The organism is Microbacterium sp. P5_E9, from assembly GCF_054049175.1.
Map to the genome: position 1 here is coordinate 1 of NZ_JBFUMV010000002.1, position 23,973 is coordinate 23,973.

The following is a 23,973-nucleotide window of genomic DNA, read 5'->3' on the forward strand; positions in this document are numbered from 1 at the left end:
GCTCACCGAAGACGACCAGACCGCCGTGCCGGCGTGGCTGATCGCACAGCAGGCCTGCGAGGTCGGCACTATCGAGTGCACGATCGATCGGGACGGAAACCCGCTCTACCTAGGACGAGAGCAGCGCCTGTTCTCCGCGAAACAGCGCCTGACCCTCGCGATCCGCGACGGCGGATGCCGATGGCGCGGGTGCGATCGACCGCCCTCGTATTGCGAAGCACATCATCTCGACCCCTATGCCGAGGGCGGGTGCACCGACGTCGATCGCGGGATTCTGCTGTGTCGCTATCACCACATGGCGCTGCATCACGGCGGCTGGCGGATCACCCGCACCGGACTCGGCGAGTTCGTCCTGCATCCGCCGGAAGGGCAGGGCGACCCGATCATCTTGATGGCGCGCCTCCCGCTCAGATACGCCTGGGCGGATGTGGATCCACCCCGGCTCCGATTTCGGCGCGCGGCATGACTCGACGGCACGAACTTCAACGACGTCTCGAACGACGAGATCGCGCAGACCAAGCTGCTGAACATCCGCCCCCCGTGCGATCCACGGCTTCCGCAACCCAGTCGCCATGATGGCGATAGCAATCACCGGTGTTGCTCTAGAAACTTGAGACCGCCAGCGGCGATGCAGCCACTTGCGTCACCTCTGCGCGCGGGTTATCCACACCGGTCCGCCCGAGGTCGCCCTAGGGTGGGCCCATGCGAACCCCGGCCGCCTTTCTGCGCGGAGTGCGGCATCCGGAGGCGTTCCACGGTCGTGGCGTCGGCAGCGGCTTCTTCGAGGGCTGGTACATCAAGCTCGTCAGCGCCGACCGCGCACAGCGCTGGGCGGTCATCCCGGGCGTCTTCCGCGGCCTCGCGACGGGCGACGACGGCGGCGGCACCCGCGACGAGGCGTTCGTGCAGGTGCTCGACGGGCTCACGGGGCGGTCCTGGTACCACCGGTTCCCCGCCGAGGCGCTGGTGGCCTCCGACGACGGGTTCGACGTGCGGATCGCCGGTAACCGCTTCGCGCCGGATGGCGTGACCCTCGAGCTGCCCCAGCTGCGCGGACGCATCGACTACACGAGCCCCCTTGAGCCATGGCCGGTGACGGTGCGCGAGCCCGGCATCATGGGCTGGTACGGCCTGGTGCCCTTCATGGAGTGTTTCCACGGCATCGTGTCGTTCGGTCATGGCCTCGCCGGCACGCTCGAGGTCGAGGATGCGGCGACCTCGTTCGACGGCGGCCGCGGCTACATCGAGAAGGACTGGGGCAAGGCCTTCCCCGCCGGCTACGTCTGGCTCGCGAGCAACCACATCGACGCTTCCACGGGCGACGGGACGGATGCCTCGCTCATCGCGTCGGTCGCCATCATCCCGTGGCTCGGCGGTTCGTTCCGGGGCTCGATCATCGGGTTCCGCCACGGTGGGCGCCTGCACAAGTGGACGACCTACAACCGCTCGAAGGAGCACCGGCTGATCATCGACGACACCCACGTGCGCTGGACGGTCGATGGGCCGGACGGGGTGCTCGAACTCGACGCCGAGCGGGTGCGCGGCGGGCTGCTGCACGCCCCGCTGCGGGCGGCGATGCACCAGCGGGTCGAAGAGACCCTCGACGCCCGCGTCGCCTTCCGGCATCTCGACCGTGACGGCACGGTGCTGCTCGAGGGCACGGCCGAATGCGCCGGCCTCGAGGTCTACGGCGACACCGACCGGCTCCTCGCGATCTGAGGTCGGGCGGCACAGCCGGTCCCTGAGCTTGTCGAAGGGCCGCCCGGACGCTTCGGGCCGGTCCCTGAGCTTGTCGAAGGGCCGCCGGACGCTTCGACAAGCTCAGCGACCGGGGTTAGCTCAGCGACCGGGCTTGCGCTCAGCGACCGGACTCGCCGCCGTTACGCGAAGCCGAACACCGGCGGGAAGACCACCACCACGACCGCTGCCCACACGAGGTACACCGGGATATACGACGTCTGCCAGCGCTCGAGCGTCGAATACCGGGTGCGGCGCCGCAGGAACCGGAAGTGCAGCCAGGCCGCGCCTGCCAGGTTGGCGAGCAGGATGAGGTTCAGCCCGAGCGAGGCGAGCTTGTTCGCGCTCGCGCCGAACTCGCCGATCCGGCTGATCATCGCGACGAGCACGATGACGTCGATCACGAGCGCCAGGAGCACCATCACCAGCTGCAGTCCGTCGAACCAGGAGGGCGCGGCATCCCGATCCCGTGCCGAGAGCGAGTACAGCAGCAGCCCGAGCACGACGATGAGCACGACGTCGAAGATCACCATGAGATCGCCCGACCCGAACATCTCCACGTCGGAGGCCGCAGCGATCCCGCCTTGGAGGATGCCCGCGACGATCAGCACGAGCAGCAGCAGCGTGAACAGCGGAGTGAACACCCTCGTGAGCACCGGCGCGATGTTCTCGATGACGCTCTGCTTCGCCTCGACCAGCCAGGCGGCGACCACGACCGCGCCGGCGACCCCGCAGGGGATCAGCCAGTTCTCGACGAACGGCTGCGCGTCGAGGCCGATCGCGCCGAAGACGCCGATCGTGAGGGCGGCGAGCACGCCGCCGCCGAGGGCGATGAGGGCGAGATAGACGACCCACTCGCCGGTGAAGCGCACGAAGTCCATCCGCGCGGTGGCGGAGCGCCACAGTCTGTTCACGTAGGCGATGCCCGTGACGATCCACAGCACGACCACGGAGTGGATGACGGCGAGCGGGAGCGTCATCCCGTCCTCCGCGAACGGGTAGGCGTTGAGGATGACGGCGATGCCGACGAACGGCACCGCGACCGCGGCGATGGTGCCGATGCCCGCCCGCCGGCGGACGAGGAAGAACGCCGCCAGGTACATCAGCACGAGCACGGGAGCAGTGCGCATCGTGAACGCACCCGTGGGATCCAGTCCGAGCAGGGCGGGCAGCTTGATCGTCACGGCCGCGGCGACCGCGAGCGAGATCGCGAGGATCAGGCCGTTCGCGCCCGCCCGGGCGGCCGCCGGTTCGCCGACGACGAGCTGCTTCCACAGCCGCTCGGAGTGCTCGCGCGCGAATTCGCGGGACACCGCGTCGAGCGCACCCATCCGCTTGACCGCGACGAGGAACGCCTCGTCGGCGGAGAGTCCGGATGCCTCGAGAGAGTCGATCTGGTCGCGCAGGTGTCCCTCGAGCTCATCGGCATCCGTCGGCGTCATCGCGCTGCCCTGGGTGAGGTACGAGCGCCAGGTGGAGATCTGGGCCTCGGTCTCTTCGGTCGGAGCCATCATGCGCCTCCCCAGGCGAGCTGCCGGTTGGTGGGGCCGTCCGGCCCGCTCCACACCCGGCTCAGGGCCTCACTCACGACGGCCCACTGCTGGCGCTGCTCGGCGGCTGCCGCCGAGCCGCTGGCGCTGAGCCGATAGTGCTTGCGTGGGCGCCCGGTCGGCGATGCCCCCCAGGTCGCCTCGACGTGCCCGAGCCGCTCGAGACGGTGCAGCAGGGGGTACAGCATCCCGTCGCTCCACTCGAGCTGGCCTTCGGAGAGCTCGCCCACACGCCGCAGGATGGCGTAGCCGTAGGACTCGCCCTCGGCGAGGATGCCGAGCACGAGGGGTGTCGCGGCGGCCGCGACGAGGTCTTTGCCGATGTGCATGTTCGCTCCCGTATACCTAGAGGTGTCAGGTACATAGAGCTACAAGGTAACACCGGTCGGTTCGCTACGGAAGCGCGGCGCCTCCCGGGGCTTCGGGCGGGCCGCCGGCCGGGGCATCCGCCAGCGGCGCGACATCGACTGCCACGCGCAGCGTCGACTTCTTCGCCTTCGTGAAGATCACGCCCTTGACCGGCGAGACATCGCCGTAGTCGCGTCCCCACGCCACCGTCACGTAGCGCTCGCCCGCCCACTGGTTGTTCGTCGGGTCGATGGCGAGCCAGTCGGGCGAGCCTGGCATCCAGACCGCGAGCCACGCGTGCGAGGCATCCGCCCCGACGACACGTTCGGTTCCGGCGGTCGTCCGCGTCGCGAGGTAGCCGCTGACATAGCGGGCCGCGAGGCCGTGGCTGCGCAGGCAGGCGAGTGCGAAGTGCGCGAAGTCCTGGCACACGCCGGCCCGCTTGCGCAGCACCTCCGCGACCGAGCTGGTCACCGTCGTCGCGGTGCTGTCGTAGTCGAAGTCGGCGTGGATCCGGTGCATGAGGTCGGTGACCGCTTCGCCGATCGGTCGGCCCGGGGTCAGAGACACCGCGGCGTACGCGGCGACGCCGTCGGCGTGGGCTGCCCGCGGCGACTCGAGCGCGAATTCGACGGCGGCCCAGGCATCCGTCACCTCCGCGTGCAGCAGCGGCCGCGCGTTCTCCCAGGGGGTGGCGAGGGCGTCCTCGTCGTACCGAGGAGGCACCACCGTCACCTCGGTGGTCGCGGTGATGACGAGCTGCTTGTGCGGCTCGGTCACCTGGAAGTAGGTGACCGCATTGCCGTGCACATCGCCGTCGCGATTGAGGTCTGCGGGTGCCGGCTCGACCGTGACGGAGTGGGTGGCCACCTCCTGCCACGGCAGCTCGCGGGGCGACAGGTGGTAGATGCCACGGCTGTCCTTGACCGGCGAGCTGTACGTGTACGCCGTGCGATGCGAGACGAGATAGCGCATGTCAGCCCACCAGCTCGATGAGCGACAGCGACGTGAGCGGCTGGGGCGGCGGTCCGCTCGCGAAGTGCAGGTCGGCGATCGCGATCGCGAGCCGGGGGAGCTGCTCGGCGAACTCCTCGAGGAAGCGCTCCAGCCGCGGACGACGGGCACCGGATGCCGCGGCCAGCGCCGCGACGTCGGCATTCTCGAGTGCGGTCTCGAGGTGCTCGAGGATGCGCTCCGGCCGGGTCGAACCGGTCGAGGACGGCATCGCCGCGAGGTGCCCACGCAGTTCACGGAACGCGAACGCGAAGGAACGGGGGTTGTCGAGGTCCCGCAGGAGCAGCTCGAGCGCGCCTGCGGTGCGGACGTTGCCGCGGTAGCGGCGCCGGAACGTGACCGAGCTCTCCGCCGACTTGAGCACGCCCTCCCAGATCACCCGGTCGAGGGCGACGCCGTGCCGGGTGGCGGTCGTGGCCTGCAGCAGCGCGCACAGCTGCATCGTGCGCTCCAGGTGACGGCCGGCTTCGATCATGTGCCAGCCGGGGTCGCGGATCATGCTCGCGGTCACGCCCTGCAGCGAGAGGATCGCGGTGAGCATGCGACCCGCCGACTCGGCGACCACATGGGAGCGCGGTGAGGTGCGCAGGGCGCGGGCGGCGCGGTCGGTGTGCGCGAAGACGCGCCAGGTGTCGCTGGAGAGCTGGTCGCGCACGCCCTCCAGTGCGTCGCGCAGCCGCTCCAGGGCGTGCGCGGCCGAGCCCGGCCGGGCGGCGTCCAGGAGGAGCGATCGCAGCTCCTGCTCTGGGTCGGTGTAGCGCGTTCCGGCGAGGCGGTGGAGAGCTGACATCAGCACCCTCGTCGTGACGCCGTGATCGGCATCCGTCACCGACCTGATGTCGAACTCCGCGTCGACCGTGAGCAGGAGTCGCAGGAGATCCTCGGCGCGTTCCGCGTAGCGTCCGGCCCAGAACATGTCCTCGAGCGCGCGCGGGGTGAGCGCGGGGATCGTGGGGGTGAAGTCGAGCGGAGCGACCTCGACGAGGCCCTGGTCGGGGTCGTCGGCGGTGCCCTTGAGCACCCAGACATCCTTGGTGACGGGGCCGAGGGATCCGTCCTGGACGGTCGCGAGACCGCCGATCAGCGGCCGGTAGGCGGAGCGGAAGCGCAGGGTGAACGCCCGCAGCACGAGAGCGCGGGCATCCGCGCCATCCCCATCGCTCCAGACCGGCGCCTGCGAAAGGGGCAGCCGGTCCTGGCCGACGAATCGGTGCGGCGCCGCGAGGATCTTGGCGCGCAGTTCGGCGGCGCTGAGGCCGGCCAGCGTAGAGCGCGGCTCGTCGATCGGGCGCACCATGAAGCGCCCCGGATCTTCGGTGAGGCGCTTGAGCACAACCTGACGGCCGGCGGGATCGCCGCACCACCAGGTAGGCAGCGACTCCAGGCGCAGGCGCTCGCCGAGCAGTCGCTCGCAGATCGCCGGCATGTACGGCAGCAGCGCCGGGTTCTCCAGCACCCCGGCACCGAGGCCGTTGACGAGCCGCACCCGGCCGCGTCGCACGGCCTGCGTCAGGCCCGCCACGCCGAGCCGCGACCCGCCGCGCAGTTCGAGGGGGTCGCACCAGTCGGCGTCGACGCGGCGCAGGATCACATCGACCCGCTCTGTGGGGGTCGCCTTGGGCCCACCGGGCGGCTTGATCCAGACCCAGCCGTCGCGCACCGTGAGGTCGCTGCCCTGCACGAGCGGGAAGCCCAGGGTGTTCGCGAGGAACGCCTGGTCGAACGCGGTCTCGGAGTGCGTTCCGGGGGACAGCACCACCACGCGCGGCTCTTCGATCCCCTCGTGGGCCGAGTTGAGCAGAGCCGAGCGCAGGGCCGCGAAATACGGGTCCATCCGGTGCAGGTCGCTCTCCTGGTACAGCTCGGGAAGCACCTGCGAGATCACCCGACGGTTCTCCATCGCAAACCCGAGACCCGATGGGGCCTGCACGCGATCCGCGAGCACGCGCCACTCGCCCGCGGCGTCGCGTCCGAGATCGGTGGCAGACAGCAGGAGCGGGCGCGCGTCGTGCGCGCTCGGGCGGGCGACCGGGCGGAGGTACCCGGAGTGGCCGTAGATCAGCGCCGAGGGCACCACCCCGTCGCGCAGCACGTCCTGGTCGCCGTACAGATCGGCGAGCAGAGCGTTGAGCAGCTCCGCGCGCTGGGCGAGCCCCACCTCGAGCTGCGTCCAGGTCGGCGCGTCGAGCACGAGCGGCACCGGGTCGAGCAGCCAGGGCTGGGCGTCGCCGCCGCGTGGCACATAGGTGACGCCGTCGTCCGCCAGGAATCGCGAGATCTCGCCGCCCACCCGGCGCAGCTCGCGCGGGGTGAGGGCGAGCGCCGGCGCGGCCATCGCCTTCCAGGCCGGACGGAACGAGCCGTCCGGAGCCACGACCTCGTCGTAGCGGATGAGGTCGTCGGGGCCGAGCGGCAGAGTGGGCTGCGCGAGCGCCGTCGCGTAGTCGCGGAGCACGGTCACGTCGTGGGAACCCTTCGCAGGTCGAGGGTGTGCGGGTAGTCGGGGTTCTCGGCGCGGCGCGCGGCTTCGCGGAGGGCCGCGACATCCACTCGTCCCGGCGTGTGCCCGTGTCGTTCGAACCGGCTCGCGCGGCGGGCCTCGGCCTCGTTCGCGTTCACGGGAGGGCGCTCGTACGTCCGGCCGCCGGGATGCACGACGTGGTACGTGGCACCGCCCAGGCTCGCGCCGGCTTCCGCGTCGATCACGTCGAAGGTGAGCGGGGCGTGGATCGGGATCGTCGGGTGCAGCGCGGAGTGCGGCTGCCATGCGCGGTAGCGGACGCCGGCGTAGTACTCGCCGTGACGGCCCGTCGAGGTGAGCGGCACGGGCACCTGGTTGCAGGTGACCAGGTGCTTGTGCGGATCGAGGCCGCGCACGGCGACCTGCACGCGCTCGACCGACGAGTCGACGTAGCGTGCCGTGCCTCCCGTGCGCGCCTCCTCGCCGAGCACGTTCCACGGCTCGATCGCGGCGCGCAGCTCGAGCTCGATCAGGGCACCGGAGGGCGTGGTGATCTCGGTCATCCCGATGCGCGGGAACCGGAACTCGCTGAACGCATCGAGCCAGGTCTCCTCGAACGGAATGCCGTGCGCCCGCAGGTCGGCGACGACCTCGGCGATGTCACGGATGGTGCCGGCCGGCAGCAGGAAGTCGTCGTGGAGCCGCGTGCCCCACCGCACCAGCGGTGCCACCACCGGTCGCTCGGCGAACATCGCGACGAGGCTGCGGACGAGCAGCGCCTGCACGAGGGCGAGTTCCGGATGCGGCGGCATCTCGAAGCCGCGCAGCTCGAGCAGGCCGAGCCGGCCACGGCTCCCGTCCGGGCTGTACAGCTTGTCGATGCAGAACTCGGCGCGGTGCGTGTTGCCGGTGAGGTCGGTCAGCAGGTGTCGGAACGACCGGTCCACGACCCACGGGAGCAGGCTGCCGCCCTCGGCCGCGGCGGTCAGTCGCCGCACCTCTTCGAGCGCGATCTCCATCTCGTAGACGGCCTCGGGCCGGCCCTCGTCGAAGCGCGGCGCCTGGCTCGTCGGGCCGATGAACCGGCCCGAGAACAGATAGGAGAGGCTCGGATGCCGCTGCCAGTACGTGACGAAACTCGCGAGCAGCTCGGGGCGGCGCAGGAGCGGGGATTCGACCGGCTGCCGACCGCCGAGGGTCAGGTGGTTCCCGCCGCCGGTGCCCTGGTGGGTGCCGTCGAGGTCGAACTTCTCGGTGGTGAGACGGATGGCGCGCGCGTGCTCGTACAGCGCGAACGTGAGGTCGCGCTGCTCCGCCCACGACGACGTTGGCTGCACGTTCACCTCGATCACCCCGGGGTCAGGAGTGACCGACAGCTGGGTGAGCCGCGCGTCCGGGGGAGGACCGTAGCCCTCGAGCACGAGCTTCTGCCCGGTGTCGACCGCGGCCAGTTCGATGACATGGAGCAGATCCGCGTAGCCCTCGAGCTCCTGCGTCGGCGGCAGGAAGACGAAGACGTGCCCGTCGCGCTCCTCGATCGTGAGAGCCGTGGGCGGAGCGCCGTCCGGGCTGACCACGGTGACGCTCGGAACGCCGGGGTGAAGCGGCGGGCCGGCCTCGAAGTACGACGGCTCACCGGGCCACTCCGGGTCCTCCCATGAGATCGAGTCCAGGGGCAGGCGAAAGCCGATGGCGCTCGTGCCGGGGGCAAGCACGAGGCGTCCGCGGCGGAACCGCCAGGCCGGGCTCGTCCAGTCGCCGTCGGTCGTGAGAGGAAGCACCCAGCCGGCGGGCGTCGTCTCGGCGCCGTCGAGCTCGGCGACGGCCGCGGCGTCCGCGGCTTCCTCGGGTCGCGGTCCCTCCGGCTTGCGCACCTCGGCGGCGAGCTCGGCGAGCGGATCCTCGTAGGCCGGGACGAGCTGCCCGACGGGGAGTCCGAGGATGGCGGTCACCCGGCGGGCGAGCTGCTCGGCGCCGTCGACGGCGCCGAGATCGGCCGCCGTGTCCCATGGATCCGCGAAGAGCTCCGGATGCTGCCACAGCGGCACCCCGTCGGTGCGCCACTGCAGCGAGATGTTCCAGCGGGGGAGCGGCTCGCCCGGATACCACTTGCCCTGACCGCGGTGCATGACTCCGCCGCCCGCGTAGTGGGTGCGGAGGCGCTCGGCGAGCGCGCTGGCGAGCTCGCGCTTCTCGGGACCGTCGGCGGCAGTGTTCCACTGTCGGCTCGTGGCGTCGTCGAGCGCGACGAACGTCGGCTCGCCGCCGAACGTGAGCGGCAGCTCGAGCGTGTTCAGCCGCTCGTCGATCGCACCGCCGAGTGCGTCGATGCGGGACCACTGCTGCGCCGTGTAGGGCTTCGTCGTCCGCGGGTCCTCGTGGATGCGGCGCACTTCGTTGCGGAAGCCGAAGGTGACCAGGGTCGGTTCGGTGGTCCCCGTGATCGGGGCGGCGCTGCTCGGGTGCGGGGTCGCGCTCAGCGGAATGTGGCCTTCGCCCGCGAACAGGGCGCTCGTCGGGTCGAGGCCGATCCAGCCGGCGCCGGGGATGAACACCTCGGTCCAGGCGTGCAGGTCGGTGAAATCCACCGCGGTGCCGCTCGGTCCATCCAAGGAGGGCCGGTCCGGCGCGAGCTGAACGAGGTAGCCCGACACGAACCTGGCCGCGAGACCGTGCTGGCGCAGCAGGCTGACCAGCAGCCACGCGCTGTCGCGGCAGGAGCCGATGCGGCGGTTGAGGGTCTGATCGGGGGTCTGCACGCCGTGCTCCATGCGCACGTCGTAGGCGATGTCGCGGTAGACGGCCGTGTTGAGATCGGCGAGGAACGAGACGGTCGGCACGCCGCCCGCGGGAAGGTTGGGACGCCGCGCCTTCCAATCCGCCGCCAGATCGCTGTCGGCGACGCGGCGGAGGTAGGGCGCGAGGTCGGCCTTCAGCGCAGGCTCGTACTCGAACGGGAACCGCTCGGCGTACGCCTCGATGAAGAAGTCGAGCGGGTTGATCACCATCATGTCGGCGACGAGACCGACGGTGAGCGAGAGGCGGCTGACCTTCTCGGGGAAGACGAGCCGCGCCGCCCAGTTGCCGAACGGGTCCTGCTGCCAGTTGACGAAGTGCTCGCGCGGGCTGACCTCGAGGGAATAGGCCTCGATGGGGGTCCGGGAGTGCGGCGCGGGGCGCAGGCGCACCAGGTGCGGGTTCACGGTCACCGGTCGGGCGAACTCGTAGGTGGTCTGATGCTCGAGCGCGACCTTTATGGACATAGCCTCAACCTTGCCCTACCGCTGTTGCGGTGCGGTTACGGCCACCCTACCGAGACAATGGAGTCCGACCCCTCGGGAGGAACCAGTGACCGCTTCACCCTCACCCGCGCAGATGCACGCGCTGTCGGAGCAGACGCGCAGCACCGTGGACGACATCCTCGACTATGCGCGCCGACGGGCACTGTACGAGGACGTGCCGCTGGACAAGCCGCTCACCCCGCGCGATCTGTCTCGGCTGGCCTCCGGCTCGATCACCGCCGACGGCATCGGCGCTCGCCGGGCGACGGCGCTGTTCGAGAACGTGCTGGCCCCGGCGTGCCTGTCCACCGACCACCCCGGCTATCTCGCCTTCATCCCGTCGGCCCCGACGAAGGCCGCTGCGGCCTTCGACCTCATCGTGTCGGCATCCTCCGTCTACGGCGGATCGTGGATGGAGGGCTCCGGGGCGGTCTTCGCCGAGAACGAGGTGCTGCACTGGCTCGCCGCCGAGTTCGGGCTGCCGCAGGGGGCCGGGGGCGTGTTCGTGCAGGGTGGCACGATCGGCAACCTGTCCGCGCTGGTCGCGGCGCGCGACACCGCCCGCCGCCGGGCGCGGGAGGCCGGCCGGCCTGCTCCGGAGCGGTGGCTTGTGGTGTGCAGCGCGGAAGCCCATTCGTCGATTGCGTCGGCGGCGGCGGTGATGGATGTCGACACCCTGCCGATCCCGGTCGGTGCCGACGGTCGGCTGCACGGCGACGCGGTGGCGACGGCGCTCGACGAGCACGGCGACGCTGTGTTCGCGGTGGTCGCGACCGGAGGCACGACGAACTTCGGGATCGTGGACGACATCGCCTCCATCGCCGAGGTCACGCGCACCCGCGGCGTCTGGCTGCATGTGGACGGCGCCTATGGCCTCGCCGCGATGCTCGTGGAGCGGATGCGGCCCGCGTTCGCGGGGGTCGAGCACGCCGACTCGGTGATCGTCGACCCGCACAAGTGGCTGTTCGCGCCGTTCGACGCGTGCGCGCTCATCTACCGCGATCCATCGCAGGGCCAGCGGGCGCACACGCAGCACGCCGAGTATCTCGACACGCTGACCGAGTCGGCCGACTGGAACCCCTCGGATCTCGCCATCCAGCTCACCCGCCGGGCGCGGGGGCTGCCGCTGTGGTTCTCACTCGCCACGCACGGCACCGACCAGTACCGGGCGACCATCGAGTACGGCATCGATCTCGCCCAGCGCATCGCGGACGACATCTCGGCGCGCGAAGGGCTGTCGCTCGTGCGCGATCCGCAGCTCTCGGTGGTCGTATTCCGCCGGGACGGCTGGACGATGGCCGACTACCAGGCCTGGTCGGACCGGCTCCTCGACGACCAACTCGCGTTCGTCGTGCCGAGCTCGCACGCCGGCGAGCCTGTCCTTCGCTTCGCGATCATCAGCCCGTTGACGACGTTCGAGCTCGTGAGCGGCATCCTCGACACCCTCGCCTGAGGGGGCCGTCGAGGTCAGCTTGAGGGGATCTCGCGACCGAGGTCGTCGATGACCTGGGCTCCGGGGAGCGCCGCGAGGACGCCTCCTGGCAGCGACAGCTTCGCCCCGCGGATGCCGGCACCCACGATTGCGGACGGCAGCGCCGCGACCCGCGCATCGATGAGCAGGGCCCAGGCGTCGGGCAGGCCGATCGGCGTGATGCCGCCGTACTCCATGCCGGTGAGCGCGACCGCGTCGTCCATCGGCGCGAAGCTCGCCCGCCGCGCGCCGAGCAGCCGCCGCACGGTGCCGTTGACGTCGAGGCGGGTGGTGGCGAGCACCATGCACGCGGCGTAGGTCGTCGCCTCACCCCGGGTGCCGGCGACGACGATGCAGTTCGCGCTCTCGTCGAGCTCGACGCCGTATGCCTCGCAGAACGCGGCAGTGTCGGCGAGCGTCGCGTCGATCGGGGTGACCCGCACCTGGCCGGACAACATGGCGTCGAGCCGCGCGAGCCGGTCCTGCACGGGCGCCGCGAGCAGGTCGGGACGGCTCAGCGCGGGGGAGAAGTCGAGGCCAGGCACCGGTCGACTCTATTCGGCCGCCCGGCGCACCCCGTGCCCAGCCGCGGGCGAAGCGAGACGAAACGCCTCGGACGAATCACGTGGTCACCGTCGGCTGCTGCTGGGTGATGCAGTGGATGCCGCCGCCCCGCGCGAAGATCGGCCGCGCGTCGACGGTCACCACGCGCCGACCGGGGTAGGCCTCGGCGAGGATGCTGCGGGCCGCGGCATCCGCTCGCTCCTCATCGAAGCCGCACGCGATCACGCCGCCGTTGACGACGAGGTGGTTGACGTAGCTCCAGTCCACGAAGCCCTCGTGGTCGCGGAGCGTCTCGGGGGCGGGGAGATCGACGATGTCGAACCTGCGCCCAGCCGCGTCGGTCTGCTCGGCGAGCAGCTCGCGCAGCTCGTGGGTGACGGCGTGGTCGGGATGGGACGGGTCGTGCTGGGCGTGCAGCAGGAGCCGCCCGGGCGACGGGATCGTCGCGACGATGTCGATGTGGCCGTTCGTGCCGAATTCGTCGTAGTCACGCGTGAGGCCGCGCGGCAGCCAGATCGCGGTGGTCGAGCCGATCGTGCGGGCGAGTTCCGCCTCGACACGCGCCTTGTCGGCGTACGGGTTGCGGCGGTGGTCGAGCTGCACCGTCTCGGTCAGCAGCACGGTGCCTTCACCGTCGACATGGATGCCGCCGCCCTCGTTCACGAGCACCGAGCTGACCAGCTCAGACCCGACGAGGGCGCTGACGACGCGGGCGATCTCGGCCGACTTGCGCCACTCCGACCACGCCGGATCGCCCCAGCCGTTGAACGTCCAGTCCACGGCGCCGAGCGCGCCGGGCCGCTCGTCGTCGAGCACGAAGGTGGGACCGAAGTCGCGCATCCAGAACTCATCCAACGGGGCCTCGATGAGCTCGATCTCGCCGCCCAGCATGCGGCGTGCTCGCGCCCGCTCGGTCGGATCGACCACCATCGTGAGCGGCTCGAACTCCGCGACGGCGTGCGCCACCGCGGTCCACGCCGCGTAGCACTCCTCGGCCTGTGCGGCCGTGTCGCCGAGGGTCGGACCCTCTCGGGGGAACGCCATCCAGGTGCGATCGTGCGGCGCGGTCTCCGCGGGCATTCGCCAGGCCATCGATGTCCTCTCGTCCAAGATCGAGGCTAGCGACCGGGGCGCACCTCACGGGAGTGATCAGCGACGACGGATGCGGCATCCGCCCTTCCTCGAAGACCCGGGCCCGCGCGCTGCGCGGGACTCCGGCCTGGCACACTGGCTTGTTGGGTCACGATCGTCGGGCCCGTGACCGTCTGGAGTTGCTGTGCCGCTGGTCGTGATGGGTGTTTCGGGGTCGGGCAAGTCGACGGTGGCAGCCGCGGTCGCCGCACGCGTCGGGGGAGTGTTCCTCGATGCCGATGACTTCCACCCGGAGTCCAACCGGGCGAAGATGGCCGCCGGCACGCCGCTCACCGACGAGGATCGCGGCCCCTGGCTCGCCATCCTCGGTGACGAGCTCGCCAGCCGCACGGCCCGCGGCGAGGTGGTCGTGCTGGCCTGCTCGGCGCTCAAGCGCGCCTACCGCGACCAGCTGCGCGCGCGCGGCGGCGACCTCTTCTTCGCGCAGCTCACCGGTGCGCGTGAGCTGCTGGCGGCGCGGATGGGCGCACGCACCGATCACTTCATGCCGAGCAGCCTGCTCGATTCGCAACTCGCGACGCTCGAGCCGCTGCAGGCCGACGAGCCAGGAGTGGTCGTCGACGTCGCCCTCGCGCCGGCGGCCGTCGTCGACGCCGTGGTCGCGGCCTGGCTGGGCGGCTGAGCGCGACCGCCTGACGCCCGCTCAGCGGGGGCGCGTCGACGCCCGCACGACGAGCTCCGGCTGGAACACGGTCTGCCGGGGGATGCTCTCCGGATCCGCGGCCTCTTCGAGCACGATCCGCAGCGCGGTGCGGCCGATCATGCGGCTCGGCTGCCGGATCGACGAGAGCGGCACCGCCGCGGCTGCGGCGAACGCGATGTCGTCGAACCCGATGATCGCGATGTCATCGGGCACCAGCATCCGTCCCGCCACGACGAGGGACTGCAGCAGGCCCAGCGCGAGCAGGTCGTTGGCGGCGAAGAGGGCGTCCGGCCAGTCCCGGCGGGGTCGGCTGAGGATGCGCGTTCCCGCCGCGACGCCCTCCTCGACGGTCATCGCCGAGGTCGCCACGACCTCGAGGTCGACGCTGGCGGTCGCGTTCTCGGCGGCGACGCGGGCGCCGGCCAGCCGATCGGTCACCTGGCGGATGTCGAAGGGGCCGCCCACGAACGCGATCCGCCGGCGCCCGCCCTCGATGAGATGGTCGACCGCCATCCGTCCGCCGATGACGCTGTCGACCGACACGGACGAGAACCGCCCGTCGCCGCTGAACCGGTCAACGAGCACGGCGGCGATCCCGCGCGCCCGCAGCTTCTGCAGCCGGGACGTGATGTCGCCGTAGGGGGCGATCAGCACCCCGCGCACCTGCTGCTCTTCGAAGAGGTCGAGGTAGAGGCGTTCGCGCGCAGGGTCCTCGTCGGTGTTGCCGTAGAGCACCGCGATGCTGTGGCGGGATGCCTCGTCCTCTGCGCCGCGGACGACGTCGTTGTAGAACGGGTTCTGGCCGTTGAGGACCACGAAGCCGATGGTGGTGCTGACACCGGCCCGGAGCTTGCGGGCCGCGTCGTTGCGGACGTATCCGAGTTCTTCGATCGCCCGGCTGACCCGATCGACCGAGTCGACAGACACCTCGTCGGGGCGGTTGAGCACGTTCGAGACGGTGCCGACCGAGACGCCCGCGCGCACGGCGACATCTCGAATGCTGACCGCCACGTCGACTCCACTTCCTTGTTGGATCACGATTCGGTCACTGTCGCTGTGCGACTTGACCGGCAACGTCGGTGAAACCTAGAGTAGCCTGAAACCCGCCTGAATCGATTCATTCATCTTCACCCTCAACGAGGAGGACCTGTGGCAGACAACGCCGCCTCCGCCGCACAGACACCCGCGCTGGAACTGCGTCGGGTGGTCAAGTCGTTCGGCCCCGTCGTCGCCCTCCGCTCCGGAAGCCTCACGCTCGAGCGCGGCTCGATCCACGCCTTGATCGGCGAGAACGGTGCCGGCAAGTCCACGCTCGTGAAGATCATCGCGGGCCTCTACCACCGCGACGCGGGCGATCTGCTCCTCGACGGAGAGTCCGTGGACTTCTCCAGCACGGCGCAGTCGAAGGCCGCGGGCATCGCCGTGATCTACCAGGAGCCGACCCTCTTCCCCGACTTGTCGGTGACCGAGAACATCTTCATGGGCCGCCAGCCCACCCGCTCGCTCGGCCGCATCGATCGCAAGCTCATGCGGGCTCAGGCGCTCGAGCTGTTCACTCGCCTGGGTGTGCGGCTCGACCCCGATCGCCCCACGCTCGGACTGTCGATCGCAGACCAGCAGATCATCGAGATCGCCAAGGCGATCTCGCTCGACGCCAAGGTGCTCGTCATGGACGAGCCCACCGCGGCACTGAGCGGCGTCGAGGTCGAGCGCCTGTTCGCCGTCGCCCGGAGCCTTCGCGATGAAGGTCGTGCGCTGCTGTTCATCTCGCACCGCTTCGACGAGGTCTTCGACCTGTGCGACACCGTCACGGTCATGCGCGACGGCGCCTACATCGCCACCAGCCCCATCGCCGACACCACGGTCGCCGACCTCGTGCGCCAGATGGTCGGGCGCGACATCGCGACGCTGTTCCCCAAAGAGGATGCCGAGATCGGCGAGCCCGTCCTGGTCGTCGAAGGGCTCACCGAGCCGGGCGTATTCCACGACGTCTCGTTCACGGTGCGGTCGGGCGAGATCGTCGCCCTGGCCGGCCTCGTCGGTGCCGGCCGCAGCGAGATCGCGCGAGCGATCTTCGGCGTCGACCCGTACACCTCGGGCAAGGTGACGATCAACGGCGCCACGGTGCCCAAGCGCAAGCCGGTCGCCGCGATGAAGCTCGGGCTCGCGCTGGTTCCGGAAGATCGCCGCAAGCAGGGGCTCGTGCTCGGCAGCTCGGTCGCCAAGAACACGACGATGGCGATCCGCAGCTCGCTGGCGAAGTTCGGCCTCATCACCGCAGCGGCCGAGAACGCCGCCGCGCGCGTCTGGGACAGCCGCCTCGAGGTGAAGACCGCGTCGCTCGACACGGAGTCCGGCACCCTGAGCGGTGGCAACCAGCAGAAGGTCGTGCTGGCCAAATGGCTCGCCACGAAGCCGACAGTGCTGATCGTCGACGAGCCGACTCGCGGCATCGACGTCGGCACCAAGGCCGAGGTGCACCGCCTGCTCTCGCAGCTCGCCGGCGAGGGGATGGCCATCCTCATGATCTCCTCCGAGCTTCCCGAAGTGCTCGGCATGGCCGACCGGGTCGTCGTGGTCCGCGAGGGCCAGATCACCGCCGAGATCGACCGCGGCGACGCCACCGCCGAGACCGTCATGTTCGCCGCCACCCACAAAGCGGAAGAGATCGCCCGATGACCGCCGTAGTTCCCGTTCAGCCGAAGAGCCGACTGGCCACAGCGGCTTCGTCGCTCGTGCGTGCCCGCGAGACGGGCATCCTGCTCGCCCTGCTGCTCGTCATCCTCGCGGCCACCATCAAGAACCCCAACTTCCTCTTCAGCGCCGACGGCTTCCGCGACCTGCTGCTCACCCCGGCGATCCTCATGCTGGTCGCGGTCGGTCAGGCGATCGTGATCATCACCCGCAACGTCGACCTCTCGGTCGGCTCCGTGCTGGGGCTGTCCGCCTACGCCACCGGCCGGCTGTTCATCGACTTCCCGGGAATCCCGATCATCGTGGTCTTCCTCGTGGGCATGGCGTTCGGTGCCGTCCTCGGCCTCATCAATGGCGCCTTGATCGCGTTCGCCAAGGTGCCGGCGCTCGTGATCACGCTCGGCACGCTGTACGTCTATCGCGGCATCAATGTCGTGTGGACCGGCAGCGATCGCATCAACTCGAGCGACATGCCGGCGGAGTTCCTGGCCCTCGGCACGGGCTCGATCCTGTTCATCCCGATCCTCACGATCATCGCCCTGGTGGTGCTCGTGATCGCCGGCTGGTACATGCGCAATCGCCGAGGCGGCCGCGAGCTGTACGCGATCGGGTCGGATCCCGCGGCAGCCAACCTGTACGGACTGAAGGTCACGCAGCGCGTGCTCGGGGCGTTCATCGTCTGCGGTGCGCTGGCGGGTCTTGCCGGGGTGCTCTACGCCGCGCGTTACGGAACGGTCAACTCGCAGGCGGGCAGCGGATTCGAGCTGCTCGCGGTGGGCGCCGCGGTGATCGGCGGTGTCGCGATCTTCGGCGGCAGCGGCTCGGTCTGGGGCGCCGCCATCGGCGCCTACCTGCTCCTGACGATCAACCGCGCTCTGCCGATCCTCGGGGTGCCCGACTTCTGGCAGCGCGCCGTGGTCGGCGTGCTCATCATCAGCGCGATCGTGCTCGACCGCCTGCTCGCGCTTCGACAAGCCAAGCATCTCGTGGAAGCGAGGGACATCTGATGACCGCTCTTGCCCCGGCATCCGTACCCGTCCCCGTCCGCACGTACAAGGACTATGCGCACCCGCTGTGGCGCCGCGCGCTGCTCACCCGCGAGATGGCGGTCATCGCCGCGCTGATCCTCGTGGTGATCGTCGCCAGCCTCACCGTCGGGCCCTTCTCGAAGCCGATCACGCTCACCTACCTGCTGCTCGACATGGCGCCGATCCTGCTGATCGCGCTGCCGATGACGCTCATCATCATCACCGGCGAGATCGACCTGTCGGTGGCGAGCATCGTGGGTCTTTCCAGCGTCACCGTGGGCGTGCTCCACGCGGGCGGCATGCCGCTCGAGATGGCCGGTCTGATCGCACTCGTCGTCGGCGGCATCGCCGGCGCCCTCAACGGGTTCCTCATCACGGTCGTGGGCCTGCCCTCGCTCGCAGTGACGATCGGCACGCTCGCGCTCTATCGCGGCCTCGCGGTGGGACTCCTCGGCACCAAGGCGGTGACCGAGTTCCCCGAATACTGGAAGGACCTGGTCAAGTCGCGCTTCGTGGGCACACCGTTCCCGGCGGTGACGCTGCTCATCGTCATCCTGGCGGTCGCCTTCGCGGTGCTGCTGCACTTCACCCCCTTCGGCCGCGGCATCTACGCCATCGGGCTCAGCCCCGAGACGGCCCGCTTCTCCGGAGTGCACGTCGAGCGGACCAAGTTCATCCTGTTCATCCTCGCCGGCGTGGTCTCGGCGCTCGCCGGCATCTACTTCACGCTGCGGTTCAGCAGCGCCCGAGGCGACAACGCCACGGGCCTGGAGCTGTCGGTGATCGCGGCAGTGCTGCTCGGCGGCGTCTCCATCTTCGGAGGCAAGGGCGCGCTGCACGGCGTGCTCGCGGGCGTGCTGCTGATCGGCACCATCGCGAGTGCACTCCGGCTCGCCGGCGTCACCTCCGACGTCATCAACATCGTCACCGGCACCCTGCTCATCGCGTCGGTCGTCGGAACCAGCTTCCTGGCATGGCTGCGCGCGCGGCGCAGCAGACCAGGCGGAAGAAAAACGGATGCCCCGGCCATCGCCAAGGACTAGGGCAACCCGAACCACGTCGATGCAGTCACATCGGCACGAACCACAACAACAAGGAGAACGATGATGTTTCTGAAGTCACGCACGGCCAAGCTCGGCGCCATCGCCGTGCTGGCGGCCAGCGTCGCGGTGCTCGCAGGCTGCACCACGACCGCTAGCGACGACGGCGCGAGCGCTGAGGGCGACGCAAGCAACCTGTCCATCACCTTCCTGCCGAAGAACCTGGGCAACGCCTACTTCGACACCGCCGACCAGGGCGGCGCGGACGCGATCGCCGAGTTCGACGGCACGTACGCCGAGGTCGGCCCCGCCACCGGTTCGCCCGACGGGCAGGTCAGCTACATCAACACGCTGACCCAGCAGGGTGTCGGTGCGATCGCCATCTCGGCGAACGACCCGACCGCACTGTGCGACGCGATCGGCGAAGCCCAGGACGCGGGCGTCAAGATCGTGACCTACGACGCCGACACCAGCGCCGACTGCCGCGACATGTTCATCCAGCCGGCTGACGCAGCGGGCATCGCGAAGATCCAGGTCGACCTGATCGCCGAGCAGATCGGCGATGCGGGCAAGGTCGCGATCCTCTCGGCGACAGCCAACGCCACGAACCAGAACGCCTGGATCGAGCTCATGAAGACCGAGCTGGCCGACAACCACCCCGACATCGAGCTCGTCGAGGTCGTCTACGGCGACGACGACGACCAGACGTCGTTCGACAAGACCGCGGCACTGCTGCAGACCTACCCCGACCTCAAGGGCATCATCTCGCCCACGACGGTCGGCATCTCCGCCGCGGCCCGCTACCTGCAGACCTCGGACTTCAAGGGCAAGGTCGCACTGACCGGTCTCGGCACGCCCGACCAGATGCGTGACTACGTCAACGACGGCACCGTCACCGCGTTCGCGCTGTGGAACCCGGGTGACGTGGGCTACCTGGCCTCGTACGCGGCGAAGGCGCTCATCGAGGGCGACATCACCGGCGCCGAGGGCGACGAGTTCGACGGCGGAAAGCTCGGCTCCTACACGATCGGCAAGGACGGCGTCGTGCTCCTCGGCGACCCGTACGTGTTCAACGCCGACAACATCGAGGACTTCCACTTCTAAAGTCGAAGCTTCTCTGACGTCGAATCGACGAACGGCGCCCGGTCTGCATCACGCAGGCCGGGCGTCTTCGCGTTCGCGATGTTTCGCTCGCACTCAGCTCGTCGGAATCCAGACGCGCATGGTCGAGGGTCCCCGGTTCGCCCACGAGTGATACGGAACGAGGGGGATCAGGATGCCGTCGCCCTCGCTCGCCGCATCGGCAGCGCCGTAGGGCCACTCGGCCGCCGGCGCAGTGCGCACCCGGATGCGGGCGCTGACGCGACCGTCGGATTCGTGCAGCGGCGCGGCCGGATCGATGACGACCTGTCCGACGTCGTCGACGCCGAGCGCCGCGAGGTCCGTCGACTCCAGCGCGAGCACCTCGGGGCCGCGCTCGATGGCGACGCATCCGCGCACCGCGTCGATGTGCGCATCCGGCCAGGTCACCCGCGGCGAGACGTGGAGGTCGAGCTCCACGAGATCGCCGGCACGGAACTCCCGGGTGATCTCGCAGACGCCAGGCGCGGCATCCCGATCCTCCACGCCGTCAGCCGTCGTCACGCGCACCCGCGCGCCGCGCGCCCACGCCGGGACGCGCAGCGCGAGGGTCCAGCTGCCGGCGGTGTCGCCCACGATCGACACGCGGATGCCGCCCTCGGCCGGGTAGCCGGTCTCGAGGTCGAACGCGACCGCGCGGCCATCGGCCAGCTTCGTGCGCACCGACGCGGAGGCGTACTGATGCACCTGCACCCCGGTATCGTCTGCCGTCGCGATGTAGGCGGCGAGGCTCGCGAACGTGCGGGCGACGTTCGGCGGGCAGCACGAGACCTCGAACCAGGGGGCGCGCAGCGACGACGACGCGCGCGGCGATGTCTCGTCGGGATCGGCCGGGATGCCGGGCACGCGCTGGTGCAGCGTGTTGGCGTAGTAGAACGACCGCCCGTCGTCGCTCGGCGACGTCGCGACCACGTTGTAGAGCGTGCGCTCGATCAGGTCGGCGTAGCGCGGATCGCCGTCGGCGAGCAGGAGCCGCCAGGCGAACATGATCGAGCCGATGCCGGCACACGTCTCGGAGTAGGCGCGGTCCGGCGGCAGCTCCCAGTCGTCGCCGAAGGCCTCGTCCTGATGGTGGGAGCCCTGGCCGCCGGTCAAGTAGGTGCGACGGGCGATGGTGTGCTCCCATTGCGAGCGCAGGGCCTCCAGCAGCGCCGCGTCGCCGGTGTCGACCGCGACATCGGCCGCACCGGAGGCGAGATAGTTCGCCCGCACGGCGTGGCCGCGGAGCACCCGCGCATCCCGAACCGGGATGTCGTCCTGGAAGTACGACCGGCCGTACTCGATGTCGGCGAGAGTGCCCGCGCCGTGGCGCTCGATGAAGATCCGCGCCTGCTCGAGATAGCGGGGCTCCCCGACGGCACGGGCGAGCTCCGCGAGTCCGACTTCGACCTCGGCGTGCCCGCAGATCGACTCGATGCCACCCTCCCCGAAGACGTCGCACACCAGGTCGGCGGCCCGGCGGGCGATGTCGATGAGCCCGTCGTCCGCGTCCGGCCGAGTGCGACGGCGAGCAACCGCTGCCTGGAAGAGGTGCCCGAGGCAGTACAGCTCGTGTCCCCACTCGAGGTTCGACCAGCGCGGACCCTGGCCGGGTCGCCCGAACATCGTGTCGAGGTACCCGTCGGGCTCCTGCGCCGCCGCGACCCGCGCGACGACGCCCCGGAAGCGCTCCTCCAGGGCGGCATCGCCGGTGCGGCCGATCTCCCACGCGAGCGCCTCGAGGTACTTGTAGATCTCGGAGTCCGAGAACTCACGCCCTCGCCGCCCGTCGGGCAGCGTGCCCGCCGCGGCGAGATCGAAGTTGGCGAGCCATCCCTCGGACTCGAGCCGGCCCCCGATGTGGTCGAGCGTCGCGCTGCCGTTGACCTCCTGGCGGTGGGCCCAGAAACCGCCCGTGATCTGCACCTCGTCGAGGCCGAGAGGCCGCAGTCGGCCGGTGGCCGGCACCACGGGGGTGGCGGGGGTGGTAGTGGAGATCATCGTCATCCCTTGAACGCGCCGGACATGAAACCGCGGACGTAGTGCCGCTGCAGAATGAGGAAGAGCACGATGCACGGCAGGGCGAGGACCACCACGCCGGCCTCGGTGGCGCCGTAATCGATGACCCCCTGCACCTGCACGCGGAGGTTCGCGACCGCGAGAGGGAGCGTCATCTTGTTCGTGTCGGTGATGAGGATCAGCGGCGCCATGAAGTCGTTCCACGCCGCGAGGAATGCGAACAGCCCCACCGTGATCAGGCCAGGCTTGACCGCCGGCAGCAGGACCCGCCAGAGCGCCGCGAACGTAGAGCAGCCGTCGACCATCGCCGCTTCGTCGAGCTCGCGCGGGATCGATTCGAACGAGATGCGCATCATGAACATCGAGAACGGCAGCTGGAACATCGTGAGGACGATCGCGACGCCGACGAGGGAGTTGCTGAGGCCGACGGCGTTGAGGATCACGTAGAGGGGGATCAGCAGCGTCGCATAGGGGACCATCAGGATGGCGAGGGTCGTGAGGAACAGCAGGTTCTTGCCCGGGAACGAGAACCGCGCGAATGCGTAGCCGCCCAGCAGCGACACCGTGAGGGTCAGCACCACCGTCAGCAGCGAGACGAAGAGCGAGTTGGCGAGATACACCCAGATGCCGGCCTGGTAGTTGGCGAGGGCGGCGTAGTTGCCGAAGCCCCAGCCGTCGGTCTGGCTCGTGCCGGCCTTCGGCTGCACCGACGAGACCGTCGTCCAGATCAGCGGGTAGAGGAAGATCACCGGGAGGGCGGTGGTGAACACCCAGTACGGGATGCCGAGCACCAACCGTGCGGCGGGTGACCGGCGGTGCCGGGCCTCGGCGGGGGCGACGCGCAGGACGTCGGTGGGTGTGAGTGCGGTGGATGAAGAGGTCATGGCTTCGGCTCCTGGCTCGCTCAGCTGTCCTCGGGGCGGCGGAACGCGCGCAGTTGGAAGATGTTGATCGCGATGAGGGCGAGCAGGACGATGACCGACAGTGCCGCGGCGATGCCGAGGTTGTTCTGACCCTGGAACGCCACGTTGTAGATGAGCTGCACGATGGTCATCGTGCTGTTGTCGGGGCCGCCCTTCGTGAGGATGTAGAACTGCTCGAACGCGAGCAGCGACCCGGTGACGCAGAGCACGATGGTCAGGGCGAACGTGGGCCGCAGCAGCGGAAGGGTGATGTCGCGGAACGTCTGCCAGCGCGAGGCGCCGTCGATGCGGGCGGCTTCGTAGACATCGTCGGGAATGCCTTGAAGGCCGACGAGCATCAGCAGCATGTAGAAGCCCGCATACCTCCAGACGACGAGGAACACGGTCGACCACAGCGCACCCTCGGGCGTGCCGAGGAACGTGAAGCCCCACTTCTGCATGAGGTCGGCGAAGGGTCCCGCGTACGGGGAGTAGAGCACATAGAAGAGGAGGGATGCCGAGGCAAGACCCAGTGCGCTCGGCACGAGGAACGACGTCCGCAGGAAGGACTTCCAGCGCGTCGACTCCTGCACGAGCATCGCGAGCCCGAGGCCGAGACCGACGAGCAGGATCGTCGTGATCACCGTGTACTTGAGCGTGAACCCGATCGAGTCCCAGAAGAGCCGGTGCTGCACGGCATCCGTGTAGTTCTCGGGGAAATTCGGTCCTTGGTAACCGGCCATGAGCGGCCAGTCCGACGCCGACATCTGCAGCACCAGGGCGAGGGGCACGAGGAAGACCAGGATGACGAAGATCGCGGTGGGAGCCGCATAGCCCCAGCCGCGCAGGGCCTCGTTGCGTGCGCGACGGGAGGGTCTGCGGCGCGTCGCCCGCGCGGGGAGTGTGTCGGCGACCATGTGTGAATTCCTTCGAGTCGGGGGAGGCGAGGA

At 69.9% G+C, this 23,973-nt stretch carries 19 protein-coding genes; 8 read left to right on the top strand and 11 right to left on the bottom strand.

Features of this window, described 5'->3' with window-relative positions; genetic code table 11:
• Both ACXJ3V_RS03410 and ACXJ3V_RS03415 read left to right on the top strand, forming a co-directional pair.
• A partial coding sequence (locus ACXJ3V_RS03410) for an HNH endonuclease signature motif containing protein (RefSeq protein ID WP_457098859.1) occupies positions 1 to 466 on the top strand: 466 nt, incomplete at its 5' end.
• Positions 467 to 702: 236 nt separating this feature from the next.
• Complete coding sequence (locus ACXJ3V_RS03415; protein WP_457098860.1) at positions 703 to 1,719, top strand: tocopherol cyclase family protein; 1,017 nt, start codon at positions 703 to 705, stop codon at positions 1,717 to 1,719.
• 161 nt (positions 1,720 to 1,880) lie between these two features.
• Here the strand turns inward: ACXJ3V_RS03415 and ACXJ3V_RS03420 are convergent, their stop codons facing one another.
• The 5 genes from ACXJ3V_RS03420 to ACXJ3V_RS03440 form a co-directional block, all read right to left on the bottom strand.
• Positions 1,881 to 3,248, bottom strand: coding sequence for a permease prefix domain 1-containing protein (locus ACXJ3V_RS03420; RefSeq protein WP_457098861.1), 1,368 nt, complete (start codon positions 3,246 to 3,248; stop codon positions 1,881 to 1,883).
• Positions 3,248 to 3,616, bottom strand: a complete 369-nt coding sequence (locus ACXJ3V_RS03425) for a PadR family transcriptional regulator (RefSeq protein WP_457098862.1) — start codon at positions 3,614 to 3,616, stop codon at positions 3,248 to 3,250. The genes ACXJ3V_RS03420 and ACXJ3V_RS03425 overlap by 1 nt, the downstream gene beginning before the upstream one ends.
• A 64-nt stretch (positions 3,617 to 3,680) precedes the next feature.
• Positions 3,681 to 4,610: a transglutaminase family protein gene (locus ACXJ3V_RS03430; protein ID WP_457098863.1), complete on the bottom strand. Its 930-nt coding sequence runs from the start codon at positions 4,608 to 4,610 to the stop codon at positions 3,681 to 3,683.
• A 1-nt stretch (position 4,611) separates the two neighbouring features.
• Positions 4,612 to 7,110, bottom strand: a complete 2,499-nt coding sequence (locus tag ACXJ3V_RS03435; RefSeq protein WP_457098864.1) for a circularly permuted type 2 ATP-grasp protein — start codon at positions 7,108 to 7,110, stop codon at positions 4,612 to 4,614.
• Positions 7,107 to 10,373 (bottom strand): transglutaminase family protein, encoded by a 3,267-nt coding sequence (locus ACXJ3V_RS03440; protein WP_457098865.1) that lies wholly within the window; start codon positions 10,371 to 10,373, stop codon positions 7,107 to 7,109. Before ACXJ3V_RS03440 ends, ACXJ3V_RS03435 begins: the two co-directional genes overlap by 4 nt.
• 112 nt (positions 10,374 to 10,485) lie before the next feature.
• Here ACXJ3V_RS03440 and ACXJ3V_RS03445 point away from each other — a divergent pair, with 112 nt between their 5' ends.
• Positions 10,486 to 11,844, top strand: a complete 1,359-nt coding sequence (locus ACXJ3V_RS03445; protein ID WP_457099411.1) for a pyridoxal phosphate-dependent decarboxylase family protein — start codon at positions 10,486 to 10,488, stop codon at positions 11,842 to 11,844.
• A gap of 14 nt (positions 11,845 to 11,858) precedes the next feature.
• On the opposite strand, the gene ACXJ3V_RS03450 is transcribed toward ACXJ3V_RS03445, so the two are convergent.
• Positions 11,859 to 12,407: a YbaK/EbsC family protein gene (locus ACXJ3V_RS03450; protein ID WP_457098866.1), complete on the bottom strand. Its 549-nt coding sequence runs from the start codon at positions 12,405 to 12,407 to the stop codon at positions 11,859 to 11,861.
• 76 nt (positions 12,408 to 12,483) lie between these two features.
• The gene (locus ACXJ3V_RS03455; protein ID WP_457099412.1) at positions 12,484 to 13,518 is read right to left on the bottom strand and encodes an agmatine deiminase family protein; all 1,035 of its coding nucleotides are present in this window, start codon (positions 13,516 to 13,518) and stop codon (positions 12,484 to 12,486) included.
• A 184-nt stretch (positions 13,519 to 13,702) separates the two neighbouring features.
• On the opposite strand from ACXJ3V_RS03455, the gene ACXJ3V_RS03460 reads away from it, so the two are divergent.
• A complete protein-coding gene (locus tag ACXJ3V_RS03460; protein ID WP_457098867.1) occupies positions 13,703 to 14,200 on the top strand; it encodes a gluconokinase in 498 nt (165 codons plus the stop codon).
• Between the two features lie 21 nt (positions 14,201 to 14,221).
• Here ACXJ3V_RS03460 and ACXJ3V_RS03465 read toward each other — a convergent pair whose 3' ends face one another.
• On the bottom strand, positions 14,222 to 15,232 hold the full coding sequence (locus ACXJ3V_RS03465; RefSeq protein ID WP_457098868.1) for a LacI family DNA-binding transcriptional regulator: 1,011 nt from the start codon (positions 15,230 to 15,232) through the stop codon (positions 14,222 to 14,224).
• Positions 15,233 to 15,370: 138 nt separating this feature from the next.
• On the opposite strand from ACXJ3V_RS03465, the gene ACXJ3V_RS03470 reads away from it, so the two are divergent.
• The 4 genes from ACXJ3V_RS03470 to rhaS are packed head-to-tail and all read left to right on the top strand — an operon-like array spanning position 15,371 to position 20,087.
• On the top strand, positions 15,371 to 16,900 hold the full coding sequence (locus ACXJ3V_RS03470) for a sugar ABC transporter ATP-binding protein (protein WP_457098869.1): 1,530 nt from the start codon (positions 15,371 to 15,373) through the stop codon (positions 16,898 to 16,900).
• Entirely contained in the window at positions 16,897 to 17,922 is a 1,026-nt protein-coding gene (locus tag ACXJ3V_RS03475; protein ID WP_457098870.1) for an ABC transporter permease, read from the top strand. The genes ACXJ3V_RS03470 and ACXJ3V_RS03475 overlap by 4 nt, the downstream gene beginning before the upstream one ends.
• Complete coding sequence (locus ACXJ3V_RS03480; protein WP_457098871.1) at positions 17,922 to 18,986, top strand: ABC transporter permease; 1,065 nt, start codon at positions 17,922 to 17,924, stop codon at positions 18,984 to 18,986. The genes ACXJ3V_RS03475 and ACXJ3V_RS03480 overlap by 1 nt, the downstream gene beginning before the upstream one ends.
• A gap of 60 nt (positions 18,987 to 19,046) precedes the next feature.
• The gene (gene rhaS, locus ACXJ3V_RS03485) at positions 19,047 to 20,087 is read left to right on the top strand and encodes a rhamnose ABC transporter substrate-binding protein (RefSeq protein ID WP_457098872.1); all 1,041 of its coding nucleotides are present in this window, start codon (positions 19,047 to 19,049) and stop codon (positions 20,085 to 20,087) included.
• 93 nt (positions 20,088 to 20,180) lie between these two features.
• Here rhaS and ACXJ3V_RS03490 read toward each other — a convergent pair whose 3' ends face one another.
• Genes ACXJ3V_RS03490 through ACXJ3V_RS03500 form a run of 3 tightly spaced genes read right to left on the bottom strand, consistent with a single transcriptional unit; the run spans position 20,181 to position 23,940 of the window.
• Entirely contained in the window at positions 20,181 to 22,109 is a 1,929-nt protein-coding gene (locus ACXJ3V_RS03490) for a glycoside hydrolase family 127 protein (protein ID WP_457098873.1), read from the bottom strand.
• Entirely contained in the window at positions 22,106 to 23,005 is a 900-nt protein-coding gene (locus tag ACXJ3V_RS03495; RefSeq protein WP_457098874.1) for a carbohydrate ABC transporter permease, read from the bottom strand. Before ACXJ3V_RS03495 ends, ACXJ3V_RS03490 begins: the two co-directional genes overlap by 4 nt.
• A 20-nt stretch (positions 23,006 to 23,025) precedes the next feature.
• Positions 23,026 to 23,940: a carbohydrate ABC transporter permease gene (locus ACXJ3V_RS03500; protein ID WP_457098875.1), complete on the bottom strand. Its 915-nt coding sequence runs from the start codon at positions 23,938 to 23,940 to the stop codon at positions 23,026 to 23,028.
• Positions 23,941 to 23,973: the final 33 nt, after the last annotated feature.

Coding starts and splice junctions, on each gene's coding strand:
- ACXJ3V_RS03415 (WP_457098860.1), top strand. CDS start 703: ATGCGAACCCCGGCCGCCTTTCTGCGCGGAGTGCGGCATCCGGAGGCG.
- ACXJ3V_RS03420 (WP_457098861.1), bottom strand. CDS start 3,248: ATGGCTCCGACCGAAGAGACCGAGGCCCAGATCTCCACCTGGCGCTCG.
- ACXJ3V_RS03425 (WP_457098862.1), bottom strand. CDS start 3,616: ATGCACATCGGCAAAGACCTCGTCGCGGCCGCCGCGACACCCCTCGTG.
- ACXJ3V_RS03430 (WP_457098863.1), bottom strand. CDS start 4,610: ATGCGCTATCTCGTCTCGCATCGCACGGCGTACACGTACAGCTCGCCG.
- ACXJ3V_RS03440 (WP_457098865.1), bottom strand. CDS start 10,373: ATGTCCATAAAGGTCGCGCTCGAGCATCAGACCACCTACGAGTTCGCC.
- ACXJ3V_RS03445 (WP_457099411.1), top strand. CDS start 10,486: ATGCACGCGCTGTCGGAGCAGACGCGCAGCACCGTGGACGACATCCTC.
- ACXJ3V_RS03455 (WP_457099412.1), bottom strand. CDS start 13,518: ATGGCCTGGCGAATGCCCGCGGAGACCGCGCCGCACGATCGCACCTGG.
- ACXJ3V_RS03475 (WP_457098870.1), top strand. CDS start 16,897: ATGACCGCCGTAGTTCCCGTTCAGCCGAAGAGCCGACTGGCCACAGCG.
- ACXJ3V_RS03480 (WP_457098871.1), top strand. CDS start 17,922: ATGACCGCTCTTGCCCCGGCATCCGTACCCGTCCCCGTCCGCACGTAC.
- rhaS (WP_457098872.1), top strand. CDS start 19,047: ATGATGTTTCTGAAGTCACGCACGGCCAAGCTCGGCGCCATCGCCGTG.
- ACXJ3V_RS03490 (WP_457098873.1), bottom strand. CDS start 22,109: ATGACGATGATCTCCACTACCACCCCCGCCACCCCCGTGGTGCCGGCC.
- ACXJ3V_RS03495 (WP_457098874.1), bottom strand. CDS start 23,005: ATGACCTCTTCATCCACCGCACTCACACCCACCGACGTCCTGCGCGTC.
- ACXJ3V_RS03500 (WP_457098875.1), bottom strand. CDS start 23,940: ATGGTCGCCGACACACTCCCCGCGCGGGCGACGCGCCGCAGACCCTCC.